This window comes from Burkholderia sp. 4M9327F10, assembly GCF_005503145.1.
In the GTDB taxonomy this organism is placed as follows: domain Bacteria; phylum Pseudomonadota; class Gammaproteobacteria; order Burkholderiales; family Burkholderiaceae; genus Paraburkholderia.
Genome location: NZ_SCNV01000005.1, coordinates 44,889 through 64,892, shown reverse-complemented (window position 1 = coordinate 64,892; position 20,004 = coordinate 44,889). Strand labels below are relative to the sequence as shown.

14 protein-coding genes and 3 pseudogenes are annotated in these 20,004 nt (G+C 59.3%); 10 read left to right on the top strand and 7 right to left on the bottom strand.

Features of this window, described 5'->3' with window-relative positions; translation table 11 throughout:
• Positions 1-75: 75 nt before the first annotated feature.
• Positions 76-1,539, top strand: a complete 1,464-nt coding sequence (locus tag FFS45_RS07360; protein ID WP_171029598.1) for an EAL domain-containing protein — start codon at positions 76-78, stop codon at positions 1,537-1,539.
• Positions 1,540-1,678: 139 nt separating this feature from the next.
• Here the strand turns inward: FFS45_RS07360 and FFS45_RS07355 are convergent, their stop codons facing one another.
• A complete protein-coding gene (locus FFS45_RS07355) occupies positions 1,679-2,416 on the bottom strand; it encodes a GAF domain-containing protein (protein WP_249362721.1) in 738 nt (245 codons plus the stop codon).
• Between the two features lie 1,034 nt (positions 2,417-3,450).
• On the opposite strand from FFS45_RS07355, the gene FFS45_RS07350 reads away from it, so the two are divergent.
• The 3 genes and pseudogenes from FFS45_RS07350 to FFS45_RS42100 form a co-directional block, all read left to right on the top strand.
• On the top strand, positions 3,451-3,666 hold the full coding sequence (locus FFS45_RS07350; RefSeq protein WP_249362708.1) for a hypothetical protein: 216 nt from the start codon (positions 3,451-3,453) through the stop codon (positions 3,664-3,666).
• Between the two features lie 377 nt (positions 3,667-4,043).
• A pseudogene (locus tag FFS45_RS07340) lies at positions 4,044-5,018 on the top strand (transposase); the annotation flags it as partial.
• 438 nt (positions 5,019-5,456) lie between these two features.
• Positions 5,457-5,589, top strand: a pseudogene (locus FFS45_RS42100) (ATP-binding protein); the annotation flags it as partial.
• Positions 5,590-5,722: 133 nt separating this feature from the next.
• Here FFS45_RS42100 and FFS45_RS07330 read toward each other — a convergent pair.
• Both FFS45_RS07330 and FFS45_RS42275 read right to left on the bottom strand, forming a co-directional pair.
• A complete protein-coding gene (locus tag FFS45_RS07330) occupies positions 5,723-6,805 on the bottom strand; it encodes a glycosyltransferase (RefSeq protein WP_137954145.1) in 1,083 nt (360 codons plus the stop codon).
• Between the two features lie 227 nt (positions 6,806-7,032).
• Complete coding sequence (locus FFS45_RS42275) at positions 7,033-7,341, bottom strand: GMC oxidoreductase (protein ID WP_249362720.1); 309 nt, start codon at positions 7,339-7,341, stop codon at positions 7,033-7,035.
• A gap of 417 nt (positions 7,342-7,758) precedes the next feature.
• Between FFS45_RS42275 and FFS45_RS42270 the strand changes: the two genes are divergently transcribed.
• From FFS45_RS42270 to FFS45_RS07300, 6 genes are all read left to right on the top strand, one after another.
• Complete coding sequence (locus tag FFS45_RS42270) at positions 7,759-7,965, top strand: hypothetical protein (protein WP_249362707.1); 207 nt, start codon at positions 7,759-7,761, stop codon at positions 7,963-7,965.
• Positions 7,966-8,020: 55 nt separating this feature from the next.
• The gene (locus FFS45_RS42265) at positions 8,021-8,251 is read left to right on the top strand and encodes a transposase (RefSeq protein WP_249362706.1); all 231 of its coding nucleotides are present in this window, start codon (positions 8,021-8,023) and stop codon (positions 8,249-8,251) included.
• 635 nt (positions 8,252-8,886) lie between these two features.
• Positions 8,887-9,735, top strand: a complete 849-nt coding sequence (locus FFS45_RS07315) for a metallophosphoesterase (RefSeq protein WP_137954048.1) — start codon at positions 8,887-8,889, stop codon at positions 9,733-9,735.
• Between the two features lie 1,318 nt (positions 9,736-11,053).
• A complete protein-coding gene (locus tag FFS45_RS07310; RefSeq protein ID WP_137954047.1) occupies positions 11,054-11,488 on the top strand; it encodes a response regulator in 435 nt (144 codons plus the stop codon).
• A 448-nt stretch (positions 11,489-11,936) separates the two neighbouring features.
• Entirely contained in the window at positions 11,937-13,922 is a 1,986-nt protein-coding gene (locus FFS45_RS07305; RefSeq protein WP_137954046.1) for an SMP-30/gluconolactonase/LRE family protein, read from the top strand.
• 1,235 nt (positions 13,923-15,157) lie between these two features.
• Complete coding sequence (locus FFS45_RS07300) at positions 15,158-15,523, top strand: response regulator (RefSeq protein WP_137954045.1); 366 nt, start codon at positions 15,158-15,160, stop codon at positions 15,521-15,523.
• 350 nt (positions 15,524-15,873) lie between these two features.
• Here the strand turns inward: FFS45_RS07300 and FFS45_RS07295 are convergent, their stop codons facing one another.
• The 4 genes and pseudogenes from FFS45_RS07295 to FFS45_RS07280 form a co-directional block, all read right to left on the bottom strand.
• Positions 15,874-16,605 carry an IS6 family transposase gene (locus tag FFS45_RS07295; RefSeq protein ID WP_137954144.1) on the bottom strand — a complete coding sequence of 244 codons (732 nt, stop codon included), beginning with the start codon at positions 16,603-16,605 and terminating at the stop codon, positions 15,874-15,876.
• Between the two features lie 331 nt (positions 16,606-16,936).
• Positions 16,937-18,094, bottom strand: a complete 1,158-nt coding sequence (locus FFS45_RS07290; RefSeq protein WP_137954044.1) for a PDDEXK nuclease domain-containing protein — start codon at positions 18,092-18,094, stop codon at positions 16,937-16,939.
• Positions 18,091-18,384, bottom strand: a pseudogene (locus FFS45_RS07285) (HU family DNA-binding protein); the annotation flags it as partial. The gene FFS45_RS07290 and the pseudogene FFS45_RS07285, both read right to left, overlap by 4 nt.
• A 321-nt stretch (positions 18,385-18,705) precedes the next feature.
• Complete coding sequence (locus FFS45_RS07280) at positions 18,706-19,539, bottom strand: hypothetical protein (RefSeq protein WP_137954042.1); 834 nt, start codon at positions 19,537-19,539, stop codon at positions 18,706-18,708.
• Positions 19,540-20,004 lie beyond the last annotated feature (465 nt).

The window sequence follows — 20,004 nt, the reverse complement described above, 5'->3', positions numbered from 1 at the left end:
GACGAAGCCGCCCTTAGTGCAGTCTGGCGGCAGGTCTCCGGAACTGCGAGCGGGACGGCCACGGTAGAATTGCGCGTGCCCAATATCAAGGACACTTGGCATTACGTCGAATGCTCGGTCACCAATCTTTCGCATGATGACGCAGTCGGCGGCTTTGTCGTGACGCTGAGAGACCTGAATGAGCGAAAGAACTTCGAAAAGCAGCTCACAAAGCAGGCGTTCTACGACGTTCTCACCGGTCTACCGAATCGCGCGTTACTTCAGGATCGAATCGACCGTGCGCTTGCGCGTGCAAGCCGACGACAGGCAAGAGTCGGGCTAATCTTTATTGATCTTGATAATTTCAAACGCGTCAATGACAGCCTCGGTCACCGGCAGGGCGACACACTTCTGGTTGAAGCCGCGCGACGGCTGGGGGATTGTATCCGCCCGTCTGACACAGTCGCCCGTCTCGGCGGTGACGAGTTCGTGATCCTGCTCGATCGACTGACAAGCGAATCCGGGAGCGATGCGACATTAATCGCGCAGCGCGTCCTGAAACAGTTCGAAATCCCGTTCATGCTAGAAGGCAGGGGCTACGTTGTTACCGCCAGCGTAGGCATAGCGCTTACTGATACCGGGATGAGCCCGAGCCAGACTGACGCTGACACGCTGCTCCGCGATGCGGACGTCGCCATGTACCGGGCCAAGAGCGCCGGCAAGGCACGCTATATGACGTTCGACTCCCACATGCGCCTTAATGTGCTAGACCGTTTAACGCTTGAGGCAGATCTGCGTCAGGCAGTAGAACGGAACGAGCTACGCGTGCATTTCCAGCCGATCGTGCACCTGCTATCAGAACAGGTTCGCGAGGTCGAGGCATTGGTGCGATGGCAACACCCGGAGCGCGGGCTGATCGGGCCTGCGGAATTCATTCCCATCGCAGAGGAAACCGGCCTGATTATTTCAATTGGACGTAGTGTGCTTCAGACCGCCTGCCAGCAGGCAGCGATCTGGCAGGACATGTTTCCGCAGGAGCCGCCGCTTCAACTCAGCGTGAATCTCTCGCCGCGCCAGTTTGAAGACCCCTCACTCGTGGGCGATGTCATGTGCGCGCTTCGTCTCTCTGCCATCCAGCCCGGATCACTAAAACTTGAGGTAACCGAAAGCATCATCATGCGGGATACGGAAGCAAGCATCCACACGCTCCACAAGCTGAAGGCTCAGGGCATCAAGATCGCCATTGACGATTTCGGCACGGGCTACTCTTCGCTCAGCTACCTCAAAGCGTTGCCCCTTGATGTCCTCAAGATTGACCGGTCGTTCGTGAAAGGCATCGGCACGAACGCTGAAGACGACGCAATCGTGCAGGCGATAATCTCATTGGCCCGCTCTCTCGATCTGGACGTAACCGCAGAAGGGATCGAGACCGATGCGCAGGCAGCCCGCCTACGTGAATGGTCTTGCGAAAGCGGACAGGGGTTCCTGTTTTCGAAACCGTTGCAGGCTGCGCAAATGATGGAACTCCTGCGAAATGCGGAGCAACCCTACACTTCCTGAGACGTTGGCTAACAGCCATCGGGCAAGTACCCCAGCGAGGAGGTGGCCCAAAAACTCAAACCGGTTGAGCCACGGCTGCGCCGGACCGCAAGTGAAAAGCCAACAGCCTGCGGATAGCCCGGATGCCCTCCTCTGTCCACTACAGGGTTGCGCCCATCCATTTTGCGCGGCGATCGACGAGGCGAAGTCTGATTTTCTCCGAGACGGCTTCCCCGAGGACGGAGAGCTGCCGCCGCTGCCTCGCGTCGAAGGCGCGCGCAACCCGGTCAATAACGCACAATCCGCCGAGACGGTGTCCATCAGCGTCATGGACTGGAACACCCGCATAAAACCGGATGTGCGGCTCCCCGGTGACGAGCGGATTGTCCCGGAACCTGCCGTCAACAATGGCATCCTCGACGACGAACACGTCGTGCTGCAACAGCGTGTAATTGCAGAAGGCCTGCGAACGGGGTGTTTCGGTAAGCCCTATGCCGTGTCGCGCCTTGAACCATTGTCGCGTCGGCGTCAACACGGTGATAAGCGCGATAGGCATCTCAAGGACCGTCGCCGCCATCCAGACCAGATCGTCAAAGCACCCCTCGTGCTCTGTATCGAGCACCCCTGCGCGGGTTACAGCAAGCAGCCGCTCCGCTTCATTAGCGGGTAGGGGGTAGCCTGGTGGGGACGGAGGAGTCAGTCGATGAAAGTCTTCGGGCGCGCAGACTTCGCACAATTGCACTGCCAAAGAAAGGAATGCCGACGACGACACGCCAGGCGGTACGACCGACAACCTTGACCTTAAGCCAGTCCTCGCTGAAACGTGCTCGTGGCTCAGGTCTGTCTCCGCCAACACGCGTGTATGGCCAAACCTTGGGTCAAAGGCTACCCGTTGCATGATCGAAACCAGTTCCGCCCCCAGCCTTCGCGCATCAAGAACGATCAGGCGCGGAAGTAACATCCCCATCTCGACTAGGGTTTCCGGCGTGTCATCGGTCGACGCAACCTGATACGGAAGGGTTTCGAGAATTCTTCGATAGTGCTCTGTTCGCGCTGTACCGGCGTGTATCAGGATTGGTGCAGGCACATTTCCTCCGCGATTGTTCGGTCGTGCCACCGGCCGAGGTACCGCGCTGACCCCGATGCACCGATGTCCCTCGGGGCGTTCCACCAATCGAGGGTCTTTTGCTCGATCCGCGTCTTTGCAGTCCGGACGGAAACGTCAGGAAGTCGTGCGGCAGCGCGAGCGGCGATCAGCGGATCGCTCATGTCGCGTCGAAAAGAAGGTCGTGCACGCTCACGGCTACGGCTTCTCACACGCGTGTCGGGATCGGAGGATAGCGAAATGGCTGGATTTGTCGAATATGTACTAACCCCAGGCAGAGAAACTCCCGTACCCCCGCGCAACTTATTTTTTGCAAACGGGGGGTAAAAAACCCACACAGATAGTCGCCGACCCGGCGCGAACGATGTCACGCTAGCGCTGGCGCTCATCTACGCGGGCAGCTTGAAAAAGCGTTCCTGTGCCAGACCAAACGGTGCCCTCAACTTTCCCCAGTCTAGCGCCATTTCTGGGTTATTATCGCATCGCGCGCCGTTCCCGGACTCGCCAGCCATGGCAGTACGGGCCCCCAGCGGCGCATGCTCTCTCAGGTTCTAGCTACCTCGGAAGCTAGGGCTTTTCGGGCCGGCCTATGGCCGGCTTTTTTTATATATTGCCGGACGCCTCGTCACGTGTCGCGCACGCGAATGGCGCACCTTAAGTTTTTCTTCAGCAACGCCCGCTATCATAGAACTGACCAATTGGAAGACATACGCGAGTGGTGCTTCTTCTGCCAGACGTGATGTTGTCATGAAAAATGAGAGCGAAAAAGAACAATGCCACGGGGCCGGACAAGCGGCGAGACGTTAGCGTCCGCTCGTAGGATTTACGTGCTGGAACTGGCTCGGGGATGCTCCCATATCGCCAGCATGCTGACTCCAGAAACCGAGCAACTCGCCGTTCGCGAGGTACTTGAAGAGTTTCTTCAGCTATACGGTCAAAAGGAAACGGCGCTATTCCAGAAACTGCTTGTGGAAGAGTTGCAGCGGCGCGAAAAGCGCGCGGCGGCCAACGCTGTGCGCGCGTTCAATGCGTGCTTGCGTTGAACGTCCCAGCACTGCCCGGCACCGCCCGTGCGAGTGTGCAGGGTCGGACCTGTCAAACCGACTGAAGAGGTTTGTAGTGGTCAAGTTATTTCGCTCAGGCAGATAGGTTTTTTGTAGGCCGCCAATTATCGACGCCGGTCAGAGAGTGGCGGGAAGAGAAGCGACCGACTTAACGTGGTCCTGCGGGCATGTACGAGGGCATTGCCGCGGCGTAATCGTCGACGGCCTACGCGAGAGGAAGGTGCTGGAACAGCCGGGTAACGTATCGATATCGATCGACGCCACCGGCCTTGCAGGTTTGGACCAGAGAGTAGAGGTTTGCGCTGGCATGAGCGCCGGCATCGGCAAACAGGAAGCTCTTGTGTGCGGCTTCGGACCTTCGGCGTCGGGGCGGGGGCGAAGTGCCGGTCCCCGCCTACCAGCAATTGAACGAGAATCCGCGGCTCGCCGAGCGCGTGCACGAGGTCATGGTCATGGGCGTGTCGACGCGCAGATATGCCAAGGTCCTGCCCGAGACGGCCGGCACCGTCGGCATCTCCAGGAGCAGCGTCTCGCGCCAGCTCATCAACGCCGGTCAGACGGCGCTCACCGAGCTGATGAGGCGGCGACTCGATGATAAGGACTTCCTGGCGATCCACGTGGACGGCATCATCGTCGACTCGCGTCACATCATCGCCGCCATCGGCGGTGGACAGCCCCCGGCCAGAAACATCTCCTGGGCCTCCCGAGCGGCTCGAGTGAGAACGCCCAGATCGTCACAAGGATCTGTTGCGCAGACTGATCGAGCGCGGCCTGCCTGCGGATCGCCAATACCTGTCTGTGATCGATGGTTCCAAAACGCTGCGCTCTGCGCTCGGCCATCGAGGAGTTCTTCGGCGAACGGGCCCGCTGCAGCGCCACCGTGTGCACAAGCAGCGCAACGTCCTCGAGCGCCTGCCCAGAGAGAGCGTTTCGCAATCCCCCTCGATCATGAAGGCGGCCTGCAAGCTGTCGGCCGATAATGGCATCACCAAGCTCAAGACACACACGGCGTGGCTCAAGGCAGACCATCCGGACGCCTCGCCGACACTGCTCGTGGGGCCCGGGGAGACGTTCTGGTGAGCAAGCTGGGCCTGACGCCGGCGCTCATCCGTGGGCTGTCGACGACCAACATCATTGAGAATCCGAACGGCGCGGGGCGCGTGAAGCGCTGTCGTGACGCCGGTATGGCCTAGCGCTGGACGGCCGCTGGCTTCCTGGAAGCTGGGAAGCACTTCCGGAAAATCCTGGGCGTGAACGAGCTCTGGATTCTCGCTGCCGCCTTGAAACGATCGACCTCAAAATCGATTGACCACGATCGGAAGGTTGCCTGAACTATGCCGCAGCCGCCGTCCCAATCTTCAACGGTCTTCGTGACGGCGCCCAATTTGTGGGTAACCCGGAGCGCTGGGAGGGGCGTCCGGGGTCTGCTCAGCAACCGGCTCATATAGATTTGTGAACAGCGCGTTACTCACGCAAAAAGATGCGCTCTCCGAAGGGGTAATAATCCAGTCAGTAGGATGAACATCCGTCCATCCTTCAGGTGTCGCTATCGCCCACGTGATACCCCGCTGTACGACAGCCGGATGATCCCCCGGCCCGAGCCACTGTGTGGCCTCAACGATACTGTTGTGTTTCTGGTAGCGCAATTCTGCCTCCTCATGACAAGCCTGGCCGTCAATTGCTAGTTTAAGAGCTCAGGCTGATTTCAGCCACGCGTTCCTTGAGCATCTTTGCAAGCCAACGGAGAGGAAAATGAGGTTGTAGCCTGGGGCAACAACACGATGAGCACCACGATCCTGCCGGCTCATCCACCCGTGCCACCTGCTCGAGTTCGATGGTCGCAGCTATCGCCTTAAAGAGGTTGCCGAAACGTTTGCACGGAAAGCAAAAATAGCTAAATAACCCCTTGGGCCTGCTTCACCGGATGCGGCAATTTATGCCACCAGGAATTGAGTTCGAACTGACCGCCCGGGATCCGGGCAGGCATGTCGCGGCGTCTGCCAGCCAGTGTTGTCCACCATGTTGCCCGCGGCAGTCAACCCGCACACATTTCACCTTCCCTACGTGTCACGCGCCTGGCAACCGCAAGATATCTTTCAGCAGTATCGGCAAGTGTCAATCCGATCAGAGGACGGTGGACGCGTTGCTGATTCATCGCAGCGATCAGCCCATTCGCGTAATCGCGTGTGCTCTGAGGGTCGAGCAAAGTTACGGCGGCGTAATGGGCTGCAAACTGAAACGGGGGGATGTCGCTCGCGACGACAGGGATGCCCGACGCAAGAGCTTCCAGAAACGCAATGCTGTGTCCTTCCGAGCGCGACGGCATAGCGAACGCGGTTGCGTCAGCGAGAAGCTCAGCGACATCCGATCGTGGGCCTTCGACTGTCACCTGGTTATCCAACCCTAGCCTTGAAACCAGGTCAGTAACAGCAAGATGATACGCATCGTCTTCAATCACGCCGCAAAGAACCAGGCGTGCATCTGGCACCTGTTCTATCAGTTCGGCAAAAGCGTGAACGGTAAGCAACTGATTCTTGACAGACGTGTACCGCCCGATCTGGACGATGAGTCGTGTCTTTGCACACCTGCACGCAGGACGCTGGCCGGAGAAGCGCGCTACGTCCACCCCATTTGGGATCAACTCAAGACAAGGGTGACGGCGAACGGCGGCGACATAGTCCCGGATGTTCTCCGGGGAAACAGCGATAATCGCTTCGGCCCTTCGACTCAAGGCACGTTCGACGGTTCGAAACAACCCGCGCTCAAAGTCATTGGTTGCCGAGTGCATAACGTACACGATGGGTACCGTAATAGGTAGCGATCGAACGTAAAATGCCGGAATCGTTGCGTGCGCGAAGATCACATCAGGGCGGAACGTCCGCACCGATCGGAAAAGGCCCCACAGCCTGCCCGGCAGCCCAGCCGCATGCAGCGGCAACAGACATCGGACCCCAGCGCTCAAAAGCTCATCGTGCAGTCGGGCAAAGTCATCCTGAGGTGGCGTTAGCGCAGTCACGCCCACTGCCTCCCCACTCCGTTGCTGATAGATAGCCAGGTCTTTCGCGAGCACCTCTGCCCCGGAGAGACGCGGCGAAAGGACTAAATGTAGAATTCTCACATTTCCCCCGTATATCGTTGAGCTACCTCTTTTGATCGGCATCCAGGCCGCGCCGAGTTGAGAACGCCGCGAGTCTCGGTGGCAGCTCCCGTCAGGTCCACCGGACGCAGTATTTCTTTTCGTTGCTCCAGTGCCGGTAATTTTATCCTGGCGTTTACGACCGATCGGCCTTCCGTCGCTTGACGAACGTTCGATACCAAACGAACACTGCGTTGAAAAGTAGCGGCCTACATTTTGTCAATGAAGGTAGTCTCAGACCGCGCGTGGTGCGTTGGCGTCGCGAACGGCATCACCTCTTCGTATCCACGTCGCCCCTCCCCCGTTGCCATCGGTGCCGCCCGTCCCAGCGACGCAACTTCGCCTTGCAGCGCCTTCAGAATATGCTCTGACAGATGCAAGGTCATTGCCGCGATCGACACGGTCGGAAAGTTAGCGCCAACCGCGGGAGATACCGACCTGCCTGCCACGTAATGATTGCTCATGCCATGTACCCGGCAGTTACAATCGACTACACCGTGACCGGGAGAGTCGTGCATCCGGGTCGTGCCCATGTGACGCCGCGAGCTTTCGAGTACCGCTGGCCACGGCTTGCCGTCCAGAGGATCGTCGGTCTGCACGTCCGCCACGCTGGCACGCTGGCACGCTGGCACGCCGCAATTCTTCCGCCAGCAATGCGACGGTGCGGTCAAACGTGCGCTTTACCAACTCTGTCAGCTGTCAGTCGACCGTCACGCGGTTCATGCCCAGCTCGTCTTTCTGTGACGAGAATGTCACGCTGCTGTCACAGTTTGCCTCGGCTTCAGCGATCGTCTGGAGCTTGACTTCGGTGATAAGGGAGCGGGGCTGCAACTGGCGCGCACGACCGAAGCAGGCGGTATCGACGGGGTTTATGTTGCAAATAGGTCCGGCGAATCGGTTAGAGCTGTCGGAGTAAAGCGACCTGATGACCCGCCATGAGCAAGCTGAAGAGTCTGGAGGAGTTGTTCGGCGGACGTCATCCTGATCGGAAAATCATCATTCTGTTTGCTCGCTGGTATCTGCGCTACAAGCTCAGCCTACGCGATCTGGTTGAGATGATGGTCGAACGGGGCGTGTTGCTGGCTCACACGACGGTCCTGCTGGCTGAGGCGCTATACGCCCGAGTTGGTCAAACGCTGTAACCGTTGTACTACGGGTGCGGGTCGCTCCTGGGGTGTCGACGAGACCCATATAAAGATGTGCGGCAGGTGCGTATACCCCTACCGTGCGGGGGATCGAGTCGTCCAGACGGTGGACTTCATGCAGGGGAGGCGCGACATGGCCGCCGCCAAAGCCTTCTGCAGCCAGGCCCTTAGGCATCAGGGCCAGTCGCCGGAGACCATTACGCCCGCCGGTTATGCTGCTTCGCACCGCGCAGTGCGCGAGATGAAGACGGATGGTCCTGCTGCCCGAAGACACGAAGATTAGATTGTCGAAATATATGAACCACGTGATCAAGCACGACCATCGCCACATGAAATCCAGAGCGGATGTGATGCCAGGTTTCAAATGCCTCTGGTGGGCCGGGATCACGAATTCAGGCAGTGAGTTGACGCATCGCATCGCAAGGGGCAGTTCAATGGCGCTAAATTCGGTCTGAAGGACGCTGCCGCTTCGCCCGCCTATGGGATGCGGTCCCTGTCTGTTCGATAAGGCATCCTGATTATAAGGCTAATTCGCGACTGGCGTTTTACAAGGTCGGCTGGCGATCAGCCTCCGCGCGACGCGCGTTCATCGGCAGAAGCAACCGGATCAAACCATCGGACGAATACATCTCTGTTTACAAACGGATACTACTGGCGAGCAATTGACACCCGACACGACCTGTGCGGTGGACCACAGTCGCCACGCCGGCAAAAGATCAACATCAGTGGCTGATTGACGCTATCGTCCGCACCTGGCTCGCGAAACAAAGCTCCCGCGACGCGCATGCGCCGCGCACCCGTAAGCAACTCTCTCTGAACGACTGCGTAAAGCCTCGTGTTGCCGCGCTGGAGACTCGGATTGAACATTACGCTCCATCCTGACGACGGTGCAACGAGGACATCCTTACGGCGGCAAAAATGCGGCAGACCTTCTTACCAGTTCGGCGCTTTAAAAAAAATACGTCAGGTCGTGACTTTGTTGTGGGCGATCTGCACGGATGTTTCTCGCAACTGCGAAAGGAACTCGAAGCATGCCAGTTCGATCTCGCTAGGGACAGGCTCTTTGCCGTCGGCGATCTCGTAGACAGAGGGTTCGAATCACCTGCTGTCCTCGATGTGGTGCGTCGGTACGACATCCAGTCGGTGCGCGGCAATCATGAGGAGTCGATCGTGCGCTGGCGTCTTTATGGCGCCAATGACGGCTTCGTTCGGGGCAATGGCGGCAGGTGGCTACTTGATATGGCAGCGGACGGGCAGTCCATTGACGCTATCGTTGCGTACATGGCAGCGCTCCCCTATGCAATCGAAATAGAGACGGACTTTGGTCTGGTCGGAATCGTACATGCGAACGTGCCTCTGCAATCCTGGCCCAGAACGGTTAAGGCAATAATGAAAGAAGGTGTTGACGGGAAGATACGGCGCAAGGTCATCTGGGATCGGTCACGATGGAAGTTGCCAGGATCGGACGGCTTCGCGTCGATGCGTTGCGTCGCAGCACGACTGTTCAGGCGGTTGAAGTCCGGAAGGCTTGATACGTGCGGCAGGGTCGAAGGGGTCACGGCTGTTATCGTAGGACATACGCCTTCACCCCGGCCGGTCGTGAGCCACAATGTCATCAACGTCGACACGGGTGTTGTCTACGGCGGCAACCTTACACTATTGCGCCTCGACGAAATCCCCACCCTGCTGAGCGAGGGCACCCGCGCGGCACCTGCACTCAGCCCGATAGCGCAATACCCGCCGGCCCGCGAATCGGGAAAACTATAGTGCCCTGTCAGGCTCATGCGTCAGCATGACCGACGGACGCAGGTACGAGTGGGACGCCCAATCCACCGGTGCGGGGGTAGTCATTCAATCTGAGATTTTTTGCAGCGAACGCCAAAGCGCCCGGTTGACCCGCCTCACTATCCTGGCGTTCAATGCGCGCGCAAACCTCGCCGGGGCACATTAATGCGCCGCAAGTATTTCAGCTTTCCGGCTAGAAATCCGCGATCAGGAACCCGACTTGCGCTTTTTTAATACGCGCGACGGCCTGTCAACCAGTTGCAAGCCGCCGCGTCAAACGCCAATGCCGCGACGGCCGCTCAGGAAATCGCTCCAGGAGACAGAGCGGACTGCCGTAAAACATGGGCGGGCTGATCAGCCAAGCGGCGTATCGGGACGACATTTCTGCATTCAAAGTGGCGGCGTACGCGAGTGCCGTCGCTGTTTTCCGATACAAGATGACCGTTCGTTTCTTTCGTGCGAAACCAGTACGGCATCCAACAGCAACGCTTCGATGACTTCGGACGCAATGCGCGGCGCATTCGTGGGCGGTAGTGAGAGCCGTGCACACGCCGGAAGGACCCGCACCGAGGTCTACCATGAATTACGGCGCGCCCAAAAGGATGGCACACTGGATCATTGAATGCACGATATGGCGGAGGCAACTGACTGGAGATACGCTTGCATTTCTGCCAGTTTCGCGAAACCCGGTCGCGCAAAACGCAATTGCGCGACCAATCATAGCAGGGAATAACGTAGGCACCATGTTGGGCAGAATTTCCTAAAAATCGACTGCTGCTCGTCCGAGCTGCCGGTGGCTGTTGAGGAGATGTTCAATCCGAGTGAACGCCTTACACGCGGAGCATTTTCGAACTTGCTAGTTAAGCAGCCCCAAGTCGCCGAAGCAGAAATTCCTGCGGAGGTCGCTTTGCCTTCGCTTTTTCGCTAACGCATCGTCGGATCGACCGCGATCAATATGCTCGGTCTTATTCCAAACGCCGAGACCGGCCCGGCAAACCTCCAATTGGGTCCAAAGATTTTTACAAGCCTTGTGCCGGGGTTTGCAGGATCGCCCCGGGAAGCATGCGCCCCCTGTCTAACGTGTTAAAAAGTGAACCGCATTGACGCTAGGGCGCCGAACTCGCGAGGTCTTGCCATTGCAGTCGCGCCGTTACAATTCGTTCAGATGTAAACATTTCAACGGAAGCGACAGTCCTTGGTAAAAACTACAGCATCGGAACGTTTCCCTTGCGCGGGCGCCGCCGGGCGGCATGGCCTATATCTTGCTTAAAGTGGCCCAGTTTGGACTCGCCACACTGACATGACGCCATCCGAGCCGCGCCCACTGATCCTCCTGGCCGACGATGACGAACAGACCGCTGCCGCCTGGACGGCCATCCTCCGCCTGAACGGGTTTGATGTTGTGTGGGCGCCTGACGGCGCTTCGGCCTGGGCTCTCGCGCGTACCGCTCGCCCGGACCTTTTGCTCACCGACTGGAACATGCCTGGTATAGACGGGCCGGAATTGTGCAGGATATTCCGGGCCGACCCAACTCTGGCTAGTGTGCCTATCGTTCTGGCTTCGTCATTAAGCCTGCCGCCCTCTTCGCCGTCTGTTCTGCCCGATCTGTTTCTTCAGAAGCCCGCAGACGCGACAGCACTGTTAGCCGCAGTGTCGGCGCTCGCGATTGTAAAGGGAGTTGCAGATGGGTCGAAGGATGACGCCAAACCTCACAATGGAGAAACCGAGGTTTGACCGACCGGTTCGGACGAACAGGAGGAAGTTTGGACCGCTTTTATCCGGATCGGAGAACGAGCGCTTTAATTATGCTGACTGCCTCTCATGCTCTGGCAGCCCTCGGAAAAATGCCAGAGCATTTCGCCGGCACGGACGAAAGTCCGTGCCGTTTTTTTGATGGTCCGAGGTTCAGGTTGCACACGCACCTTGCGCACCCGGCTCGTCCCGTTAACCGGAAAGTGATGCAGGCCTCCAGCCGTGCTGGCGCCGTCATCAGGGTCAAGTGAGAAATCTCTCAACTCGCGCCGCGGACCGCCGTTAACTCAGACGACATACCTGACCTATTCGACGCGTCACGTCGCAAGTGCTCGAATCGTCAGGGTTCGGACTCCAAGTTTGCCAGGGTTGGCAACACCGGATTATGGACGCCCGTACTGCACGGCGTGCGATCGAAGAAACGTCCCTCATGGTTTTCAAAAGACTCTGTACCGCGTTCATCGCGGTAGTGCTGAGCGCCGCGGCTGCGTCCGTTTGCGAAGCACAATACTCCACTGGGTGGATAGCCAACACGCATGGCACGGCCACGACTCGAGTGGGCAATGTGGCTCGCTCGATGTGGGTGGCACCTGAAGGGGAGATCTATACCGCATCAATGTGGGACGAAGGTGAGGGCGGCATCGCGATCTATCAGAACGGACAGAACATCGGTTCGATCGGGGCGCACGCCGAATTTCAGGGGGGCGCGATCACCGGTAACTCGACCTCGCTATTCGCTGCGCTGCAGTTCAGCGCCACTTACGGTAGCGGTAAGGTTGGCCGATACAACCGGACCAGCCGTACGCGCGACCTGCTCATCACCGTCAGCGCGACGACCACCGAACGCCTGGCCGATGTCGTCACCGGACTCGCGACGTCCGGCTCGCTGCTATATGCGAGCGATTTCCCCGGCAATCGCGTGCGCGTGTTTACGACGTCCGGTGTCTGGCTGCACGATATCAGCATGGCAGAGCCGGGCGCATTAGCGGTAGACGCAGCTGGAAACGTCTGGGTCGCACAACAAAGCCTGGGCGCCGTGATCCAGTTCGGTCCCAGCGGGGAGCGCCGGAACACCATCCAGTTGCCGGCCAATGCGCGGCCCGCTTCGCTGTACTTCGATGCGACGAGCGACCAGCTATGGATCGGCGACGAAGGGCCGGATATGAACATCAAGATCTATGACGTGTCCGGCACGCCGTATGCCGCGGGGACGTTCGGTGTTCAAGGCGGCTTTCTCAGTACGGCCAATGGCACAAAAGGGCAAGTGGGCGATAAGCGCTTTACGCGCGTCACCGGCATCGGCAGGGATTCCGCGCGCAATCTCTACGTCCTGAACAATCCATGGGGAGGGTCATGGGACCTCGGCCGTAACGGCGGCACCGATATCCATGCATACGACGGGACCGGAGTCCTACGCTGGCAGCTCCAATCTGTGAACTTCGAGGGCAACGCGGCTCCTGATCCGGCCACCGACGGGGCGATTTTCTACGGCGGAATGAACATCTATTCGGGAACCGTGGGCGGCACCTTGGTTGCCAACACAATCGATCCGATCACCTATCCGGCCGATCCGCGGATCAATCTTGCCGACCACGAACGTGGCGAACATTTCGCGCAGATCGCCAGCGTGAGAGGGCACCGGATACTCGTCGCCGCGAGTCAGAACCCCGATACCTTCTACTTTTTCCACTTCAACGCGGCGAGCGGCTACATTGCGATTCCTGATGGCGCGTTGCCGGGAACGGCCTTCGCCACGACGGCCCGCGTGCGCAACGGTTTCTGTCTGGATAGCAGAGGCGATATCTGGGCGGGTCTCGACAAAACCAACGTCATTTCTCACTATCCGCTAACCGGTTTCGATGCGAGCGGCAAGCCGGTCTGGGGTGCCGCGGTGACGATGCCGATCCCTCGTACAATCACGCAACTGACGCGGATCATCTACCTGGCTGACAGCGACACGATGATTCTCACGCAGGGGCCAAGCGGAAGCACGGACTGGACCGCGGTCGGATCACGCGTCGAGGTCTATCACGGCTGGCTGGCTGGCAACAGGAACACGCCGAACCCCGTGATCAACATCACTGGCGCGAGTCCCAAATCCATTGCGGCCGCCGGCAATTATCTGTTTGTGGGCTACGTGCACACCGTGCCGAATATTGATGCCTTCAACCTCACGACGGGACAGCTCGACATCACGTTCACCAATAGCAACCCAAACAAAGTCGACGTCGGCAACGACGTGGACTCGATGTACGGACTTCGGACCTATCGACGTTCGACCGGCGAATATGAGGTCACCAAAGACAACTACAACGACGCGAGCGTGGTGCTGTATCGCTGGACGCCGCCTGTGTCGACCGGGAGCGGAGCGAGTGCGACGAAAACGCTACTGGTGTCGCCATTCAGCGGGAAGTAATGAATTTCGGCGATGCTAGCATGTCAACGGCCGTAAAAGAGAGCAGGGGAAAGCGTAAGGCGCGCTTGATTTCCCCTGGACCGTTGGAAGTTTTTGTTGTAAAGGATAGAACGTCAAAAGCTGCGGCGGACTTTGAGCGTATGACAGAACCGGGGACTCACCAAGCCTGAAAATTCGTCTGCGTCTATTGATCTCGTGAACTGAATGAAGCGTGAGTAACCGGGTTTCATCGGGGCCTGCAACGCAGCAGGCTGCGCCAAGGCCAAATGTAGAGCGGAAGCCCGTTCCGTTCGTGGGCCTCCTGAGAACCTCGCTCCAGGAGCTCTTTTTTATGCCTCGCCACTTTAGACCATTCGGCATGCTGGTGTTCCTGCTATACGTATCAGCTTCGCATGGCACGCCCCCCGAAATTGCCCTCATCCCTGTCAGTCTGGCAGTCCAGGAAACTTGTGTCATCCAGTCCACCTCGGATTCAGCATTGACTACAGGTGCTGAAGTGTTGTGTCTGCACGGTGCACCCTACAGTGTCACGCTTGCATCTCGCGACCCTGAGCAGCCGGTCCCCGCGTCGCAGGTCGCTACTCCCGTCGCGCAACGCGTGGTCTGGACCGTGGCATTCTGAGGTCCGGCCGTCATCCGTTAGCGTAGATCGACGTAAAAAACGTCACCGTTTCGACAGTCATTGGGTCACCCTTGAAGAAGGGAGCGCTAAAAACGTAGGGCGTAACCCAGTTGCTCGGTCAGAGAACCTGGTGGACTCGAAAGATTCTTTCGACAAAAAGCGTGCGGCACCCTGTTCTGTGAAAACTAGCACCTGATTGCCACTCTGGCTACATAGGCATAATTTGCAGTTCGGCATATCGGGGCGCCAGGATGAGCTCAGGACGAGGAGACGGGTACGCCGGCGTGATCAGTCCGGGCTTATTGGACCGCTCGCGCAGGAGTAACGCCGGGTAACGAAATTCCCAACATCCGGAAACGTCTTCATCACCGATGATCTTCCAGAAGAAGTGCCAATGGCCGCCGACCCGTTGCCCACTTGCAAATTCCAGGTTTCATTAGCCGCACAGGGGGCCTCGACGACCGCTTGTGGCGATTGGTTATCCTGATTAAACTCACGAAAACCCAAACAACAACCCTTCTCGCATCAGCGTGGCACAATGGAACCGTGTGCTTGTATTTCAATCAACCCGTACTAGACACCCCAAATTTAGGGGCAACGACGTGGCCGATAAATGCAGACAATTCTTATTGTGGACGATGACCCCAGCATTCTGGCTGCGTGGAAGCGTATCCTGAAACTGGAAGGTTACCGGGTCGAGACCGCCAACGACGGGCGTGCCGGACTTTCCCTCGCCCATAATCTGGAGCCAGATCTGATTATCACTGACCGGTCCATGCCGATAATGGATGGCATCGAGTTTTGTTGCTGTTTAAAGTCGGTGCCGACGTTAGCAAAAATTCCTGTCATTCTGGCTAGCGCTGACTATCGAGCCACTGGCGGTCCGCCGTATTGGGATGAACTTTGGCAGAAACCGGTGTCCACTGACTTAATGCTAGCCTCGATAAGACGCCTCACGGAGGTGTCCCGGAAGTCGTGACAAGATGACCGGGCGGTCGGCTGTTTTCGAGCCGACACATCTGTACAAGACAAACTCGAGCCGGGGCAATATTCGAGAATCTGCATCAGCGTGTGCCCGCCAGGATTTGAATGCGGTGGAAATTATCGTAACAGGTTCGCCGTTCAATTTACGGCGCGTCGGACTCCGCCCAATACCGTTCAAACGCTATGCGGGCGCAGGCATCGGTGAATCAGTCGTCATCGTCACCATGATAGCGGTATTCCCAGCCACGGTGGCGACCACGATCATACCACCTTCGTTCGTCGCCGTAATCCGCTTCATAGTGGTAGCCATAGCCATAGCGGTTTTGTCGCGATAAGGAAGGTGGGTCAAACAAATGTCGGTATGATAAGGACTGCTGATGCGATCAACGAATAGAACTGCCGGGCGGGAGTTTGCGCGATCCCACCGTCTTTCATCTGGCCTTTGACGATCATCTGCATGAGCTCGATGCCGCCCAGAATGATGCGTTCACAACGAAAACTCTTGAAGCCCAATATCGGTCGGGTGCGACGCTTGATGGCACGGTGGTCCTGCTCGACGACGTTGTTCAGGTACTTCTTCTGGCGGATCCTGATCGGTGCCTCACGTTCAGCGTTGAGCGCCTGTAGCGCTGCCAGATTTGACCCGCTTTTATCAATCGTTACGGTCTCCGGTTCGCCGTTCTGGGCGATCGCCTTTTCGAAGTAGCGCCGGGCCGCAACCTTGTCACGATGGGCTCGCAGCAGGAAATCGATCGTGTTGCCCGCTTTGTCCACTGCGCGATACAGATATTTCCATTCGCTCCTGACCCGAATGTACGTTTCGTCCATACGCCAGCTCCTACCGACCGCCCGCTTGCACCGTCGGAACGCTTTCTCCAGCACTGGCAGCAGTTTGAGCGCCCAGCGATGCACGGTCGAATGGTCAACCAAAATTCCTCGCTCGGCCATCATCTGCTCAAGGTGGCGCAGACTTAGCGGATAAGCAACGTACCAGCGCACGCAAAGAAGGATTACATCAAGCGGATAGTGCAGACGCTTGAGCACCTTCGTCACGGCCGGATTCAAATTCTGCTTCATCGACCAGATCATTCGTTCTCGGGACTTCAGCATAGCAGGTCCCTTATCGCGACAAAGCCATTCCCGGGAACCCCTGACGTTCGCGTACAGCTTCGACAGGGCCCCATGGACCTTTGCATCGATCGCCCGCCGCTTCGAATCGTTGGGCTCGCTGGCAATGGCATCGCTTACCGCCCCCAGGGAGACCGTGAGCGTAAGACCCGCGCCAACTAGCATTGCGCCCGTCCGCACAAAACCTCTTCTGTTCGTCGCTACCTCCGTCGTTGTTGCATGGGTTACCGGGTCGCGGCCTCGTCTTCGACCGGGATCGGTCAGGCATCGGGACCGAACTTTACGAAGCGCCGGTACGCCGCTTCAGTTCCGCTGTCGTACGCTCCAGCTCCTGCACGATCATCGCCTCATCGGGCAACACCGTCTGGTATTCCGCCGCAAGAATCTTGTTCGGCAGGTTGTCCAGCGCGTAGTGTGCTTCTGCCGCACCTTTTTCGGCGCAAAGGATCAGACCGACAGGTGGATTCTCCCCAGGCTTCATCCAGTGCTCGCGCGCGTAGTTCAGATAGAGATGCATCTGCCCGGCGTCCGCATAGCTGAAGCGGCCGACCTTGAGATCGATGATGACCAGGCATCTCAGACGTCGATGGAAAAACACCAGATCCACCCTGAACCACGTGTCGTCGATTCTCAGGCGGCGCTGCCGGCCGACGAAAGCGAAGTCGTCGCCGAGCTCCAGCAGGAAATCCGCCAGATGCTGGATCAGCGCCTCCTCAAGATCCGACTCCGAGTACTCGTCCCTGATGTCGAGAAACTCGAGGACGAACGGGTCGCGAATCGCCTCCTCTGGCGTGAGGAGATCACCCGGCTGGACATCGGCGGCTTTTCTGAGCAGCGCCGCCTTGTTGCGCGACAGCGCCAGCCGCTCGTAAAGCTGGCTACCGATCTGGCGGTCGAGTTGGCGCACCGACCAGCCTTCGCGCAATGCCTCTGTTTCATAGAAAGCGCGCGCGGCCGCCGTCTTCACAGAAAGCAGGCGCACATAGGCGGACCACGGCAACGTAAAACGGGTGGCGAGCGCCATGTAATCGGGCGCCGTTGCCGTGGTGTCGACCACGTCTTTCGCCGACAGCGATTTTCCAGACGGCGTCTGGACATTTTCGGGTGCTGCCGATTTTCCAGACACTGTCTGGAAAATCTCCGCCGCCGGCCAGGCGGAATAGAACGCGCGCATGCTGGCCAGATTCGCCCGGCCGAAGCCGCGTCCGAAACGGCACGTCAGGTCATCCGCGAGCCGGGCGATCAGCGCCTGTCCGTAGCCGGCGCGCGCCTGCCCGCCCTGCTCGCTGGCGACGATCCGCCGCCCGATCTCCCAGTAGGCTGCTGTCATCACGGCATTGACGTTGCGTGCCGCCGTGCGTCGCGCCGACTCGACGACACTGACCACCTCCTTGTGCAGCCCGGCGTAGTCGCCGGGCGCGATCGCCACCTTCGTCATGACGCGTTGACGGCATCCTTGAACGCCTTGCCCGCCGTGAACTTGACGGTCTTCGCCGCGGCGATCTGCATTTCGGCGCCGGTCGCCGGATTGCGGCCGACCCGTGCGGCGCGCGCACCCGTGGAAAACGAGCCGAAGCCGATCAGCTGGACGGTATCGCCCTTTGTCACCGCGCCAGTGATCGCAGCGATCACTGCGTCGATCATCGCGCCGGTCGCGGCCTTGCTTTCATCGGTTACCGCTGCGACCGCGTCCACCAGTTCCTGCTTGTTCATGGTTGATTCCTCATTGTGATTGGGATGCCGCCACCCTACCCGATCGGCCTGCCTTCACGCAATCACGACCAGCGAGCGGGCGGTCCGGTTCTGCGGCACCCGGATCAACCAAAGGTGCATTGACTTCGGCACGCGCCGTCAGGGTCGGTCGGAAGCGCCCGGGCACGGCAGATCAATCTGCGATTTTATCGACCGTAACCGAGCGACGACCGGAACGCGCCACGCAGCAAAATCTCCACATCTGATAACTGGAGTAATCACGAACCGGCCTTGACGCGAACGGCGGGCTGCCGGCAGGAACCTGCGCACCAGCCCGACGGGCACCGGAGCGCGCGCTCAGCGACTCCCGGTCGGCCGGGTCGACAGGGTGCGCCGGTACTGGTCGACTTCCAGCAGCAGATGGTCAATCCGCTCGCGCAGCTGGCCATTCTGCGCGCGCAGCGCGTCCGCTTCCCCGCTCGCCTGCAGCCGCACGGCATCGTTCTGCATCTTGAGAAACCGCTCGGTGCCGGCCAGCTGCGTGGCGGTCTGCGCGAGGGCCGTCGCGCCCACACCGGCGCGTTCGATCGACGCGTGCAGCTCGCCGAGCAGCCGGTTCACGTGTTCGCCGGCCAGATCCCGTGCCGCATGCGCTTCGCCGAGTTCGCGGTGCAAGTGCGCATTGTCCTGCTCAAGCCGCCGGATCCGCGCATGGGCATCTTCCAGCGCCGCCTGCAGCAGCGGCTGTTGCGCCATCGCGTTCACATCACCACGATCCGGTGCGGCGCCGCCCGCATGCCCATTCCCCCGCTCGCGCTGTGACGCGTACAGCGGCGCGAGCGCCTCGCGCACCACCGGAGCGAGTGCCTGGCGCATCAGCTCGAGATCGACCGGGCGGTTCTCCGCACTGCCCGGCTGCGCCATCGGGGCCAGCGCCTGCGCCCGCAGGATCGCCTGCTGGACCGTCGGGGCACTCGGATGGCGCTGGACGCCGGCCTGCGGCCCGACATCGCGCAGCAGCCGGCTGTAGTTGGTAGCGCCAAACACGCGGCCGGTAACCGCCCGGACTTCGGCGATCAGGCCATCCAGGAAGCGTGCGTTGTCGCGCGGGAAATCCCGGTCAAGCGCCGCGATGCCATTCATGATGGCGAGCAGCTGTGCATCATTCCACTCAATCCGGGGTCGGCCCATGTTTCAGCTCCTCGGGGTCCGTCAGAAAAGATCGCCCTGCCGCGGATCGCGCGCAGGGGGTTTTGATGCCTTCACGGGGCGCGCCGACTGGCGCCGCGGCTTCACGCGCCGCAGATGCGCGATGAGCCGGACCGGCACGCCCTCGGCCAGCAGTGTCAGGCTGAACAGGCCGGTGTCACCCGGCGCCGGCGCGCCGGGGTTGCCCCCTGCGGCACCGTGCGAGGAAGTGAAAGTTGCTTCGTTTCGGAAGTGAAACTAGCAGCACCGTAGGCTTAAACCTGGTGACCGAACGGGAACGCTCCGCGCCCCAATTGGGGCTCGTTGTTCGATCGACCAGCGCGGGCTATTAAGAATGTCCTTAAAAAAACACGGCATGCTGCGCTTTGGCTGGCGTACAAAAGTCTTGTCAGCAGTGTCTGTCGCCCCCATAATAGTGACCAAGTGGACTGGGAGTTCCCGGTCGGC